The 2,747-nt window shown below is 64.0% G+C and carries 3 protein-coding genes; 1 reads left to right on the forward strand and 2 read right to left on the reverse strand.

Annotated elements, in window-relative coordinates; translation table 11 throughout:
* The coding region (locus FV242_RS33495) for a MucR family transcriptional regulator (RefSeq protein ID WP_147941962.1) at positions 1-374 on the reverse strand (374 nt) is incomplete at its 3' end.
* A 640-nt stretch (positions 375-1,014) separates the two neighbouring features.
* On the opposite strand from FV242_RS33495, the gene FV242_RS33500 reads away from it, so the two are divergent.
* Entirely contained in the window at positions 1,015-1,767 is a 753-nt protein-coding gene (locus FV242_RS33500) for an IS6 family transposase (protein WP_147941963.1), read from the forward strand.
* Between the two features lie 492 nt (positions 1,768-2,259).
* Here FV242_RS33500 and FV242_RS33505 read toward each other — a convergent pair.
* A partial coding sequence (locus FV242_RS33505; protein ID WP_306440341.1) for a hypothetical protein occupies positions 2,260-2,747 on the reverse strand: 488 nt, incomplete at its 5' end.

Below are 2,747 nucleotides of genomic sequence, written 5' to 3' on the forward strand. Positions count from 1 at the left end.
AGAGCCGAACGCTGCTCGGAGTAGCTGGCGGCCGTGGAGGGGTAGTCGCGCGGCAGGCCGTAGCGCTCCCGGTACTGCTCGATCGACATGCCGCTCTTGCTGAGGTGCCGCTTCAGCGTCTTGTACGGCTTGCCGTCGACGAAGCTGATCAGCGCGTCGGGCGTGATCGACTTCCGGATCTGCGCAGGAGTGGGCTTGTCGGCCACTGGCGCCTCAGGAGCGCTGCTGTTGCCAAGCCCTGTGAGCGCAGCGTGCGTGTTGGCGATCAGGGTGGCGATCTCGGCCGGCTGCAGATGGTTGTTCGAGACGTAGGCTGAGACGAGATCTGCCGTCAGCTCGATATAGCCTGCCGCCCCGCGCTCGAGCGTTTCCATGTTTTCGTCCACGATGTGCACCTATGCTTGAAGATGCCGCACAATGTGCTGGCGAAGGTTCAAAGGCAATATGTTGCTGACTATGGCAATTGTTTCCACATGATTTTATGATGGAACCGTAGATAGCGCTACCTTCGCGACAGCCTGCAAAATCAGCATGAGGTTGGCCTGCATCTTGGACCGAGCGAAGCCCCGGGATCGTCGGTTGGCAGTCGGCTACATCCGGTGGGCAGACATCTCCAAGTGGCATAACGGGAGTAGGTTTTTATGAGCGCTCCACTTCCGCCGCCAGCCTCTCTCCGGCCGGATCTGCAGCGAAGTGACGACGGATATCTGCTGCACGCCACCGATTTGGCCGACGACCTTGAAGTCCTGCTGGCGAAGGCGGTCAAACAGTTCGGGCCTGCGCTGTGGCTTGATGGATGGAAGCTCGCCGGCATCGTCTACGGGTCTGACCATCCGAAAGTCGCGGTGGCTTCGGAGGAGGCGCGGGCGGTGGCAATTCTGCTGAGCCTCAGCGCCGCCAGCAACCGGGACGCTGCGCTGTACGAACTGGGCGTGTCGCAAACGCGATCGCGTGGGCGTTTACCCCGCGTTGACCATACGGCCTGCATGGCGCCTTCCGTTTCAGAGGCCGCCCATGATCCTGTCTGCCATCGCCGCCAAGCTCGAACAGCGCGCCAAGGGCGACTTCAAGGGTCGGCACTACGAGGCTGCGCTCATCGTACAGGCCGTCTCCTGGTACCTGCGCTACCCGCTCAGCTACCGCGATATCAAGGAGTTGTTCCTGGAGCGCGGCCTGGAGGTCGATCACAGCACCTTGAACCGCTGGGTGCTCGCCTACGCGCCGCTGATCGAGAAGCGGCTGCGGCAGTTCCGCAAACCGCATTGCGGATCGGTCCGGATCGACGAGACCTATATCAAGGTCCGTGGCGAGTGGCGCTACCTCTACCGAGCCATCGACAAGGACGGCAATCCAGTCAACTTCCTGCTCACTGCGGGCCGGGATCTCGACGCCGCCAAGCGCTTCTTCCGCAAGATGCTGGTAGACCGGCCACTTCTAGCGCCAGACCGGATCGGTACGGATGGCGCCAGTACCTATCCAACGGCCATCGCTGGGAGCCGGATGGCGGGCCTACTACCCCACACGCCGGTCCACTACGTCACCAAGCACCTGCAGCAGGGTATCGAGAGCGACCACTTCCGGTTGAAGAAGAACATGCCCCAGATCGGCGGCTTCCGGTCATTCCACACCGCTCGGCGCACGATCCAAGGCTTCGAGGCCATGCTCTGGCTGCGCAAGGGCTTCGGCTTTGCCGGAGCGTGGACTGTTCGCGAGCGGAACCGGCTGCTCGCCGTCTGCTTCGGACTTCAAAAGGTTAACGAAATCTGAAACCGAGGCGGTTCTCGCCTTCCCTGCGGCCCAAAGTACGGCTTGCGACAAGCCCCTCCGGGGTGGTCCGAAGCTTCGAAGCCGTCCGAGGAGGAAGGGGGCAGAGGCACAGCCACCACAGGGTGTTGGCCCATCTCTGCCAGTCGCCGCGATCCTCGGCTCGGCCAGGGGATTGAAGCCATGATCGCGGCTCGAGAATGTCGGTCTGATCGCGGGATCGGCGCGGTGGGACACGAGGCCGTGCCGCCGTCATCGACATCTTCCGTGTTGTAAGATGTGATGCTCTCGCGATCGATCCGAACGCGAGGCGGGAGGTTTTGTCCCGGGTTCTGCGTGCGGGAATGGTCGGGACCACCGGGGGCCACAAAGGGCCACCCGGTACCAGTCGGTGCCAGCGCGTTTGCCAGCTGGATGCCATAAGTTTTGGGTATCACACCTCACGCACTGAAGCGCCGATCGGAGCCTCGATGCCACCAGGTCGCCGGGAACGCCTCACGGGTTGAGGCCTGCGAACAGGTCGAGCTGTCCCCCGGCGCCTCGCATGCCGGAGCTTCGGCGGAGGGCGGTCCTCAGGGATCTCGGCATCGGCAGGTCAGGCAGGCCGACACCGGGTCGACCGTAGAGCGCTGCGCCGACGATCCGGCAGCCGTCGCCGCGGTGGAACACGTTGGCGGTATGGGGACCGGCCCGGAGGATCTCCTGGGCCAGGACCTCGTCCACCGCCATGTCGGCGACAGTCGCGAGCAGCTCGACGAGTCCAGCCGATGCGATGTCGAACGACCGGAATTCGACGGCGCGCTGTCGCCAGACCTGCCGGACGGCTCCGGCGCTGGTTTGGGAAAACGGGTTGGGCGCCGACTGGGTCGCCGGGTCGGCGATGAACGCAGCGACCGCATGACGGTCGGTGATGTGGGTGGCCGTCATCAGGGATGCGGCGAGCTGGCGTCGGCTGATCGGCATGGCGCTCCGTGGTCCAGCGA

The sequence above is a fragment of the Methylobacterium sp. WL64 genome (genome assembly GCF_008039945.1).
Classification (GTDB): Bacteria; Pseudomonadota; Alphaproteobacteria; order Rhizobiales; family Beijerinckiaceae; genus Methylobacterium.

Excerpts from the sequence above, each read along its gene's own strand:
- FV242_RS33500 (WP_147941963.1), top strand. The coding sequence starts at position 1,015 with ATGATCCTGTCTGCCATCGCCGCCAAGCTCGAACAGCGCGCCAAGGGC.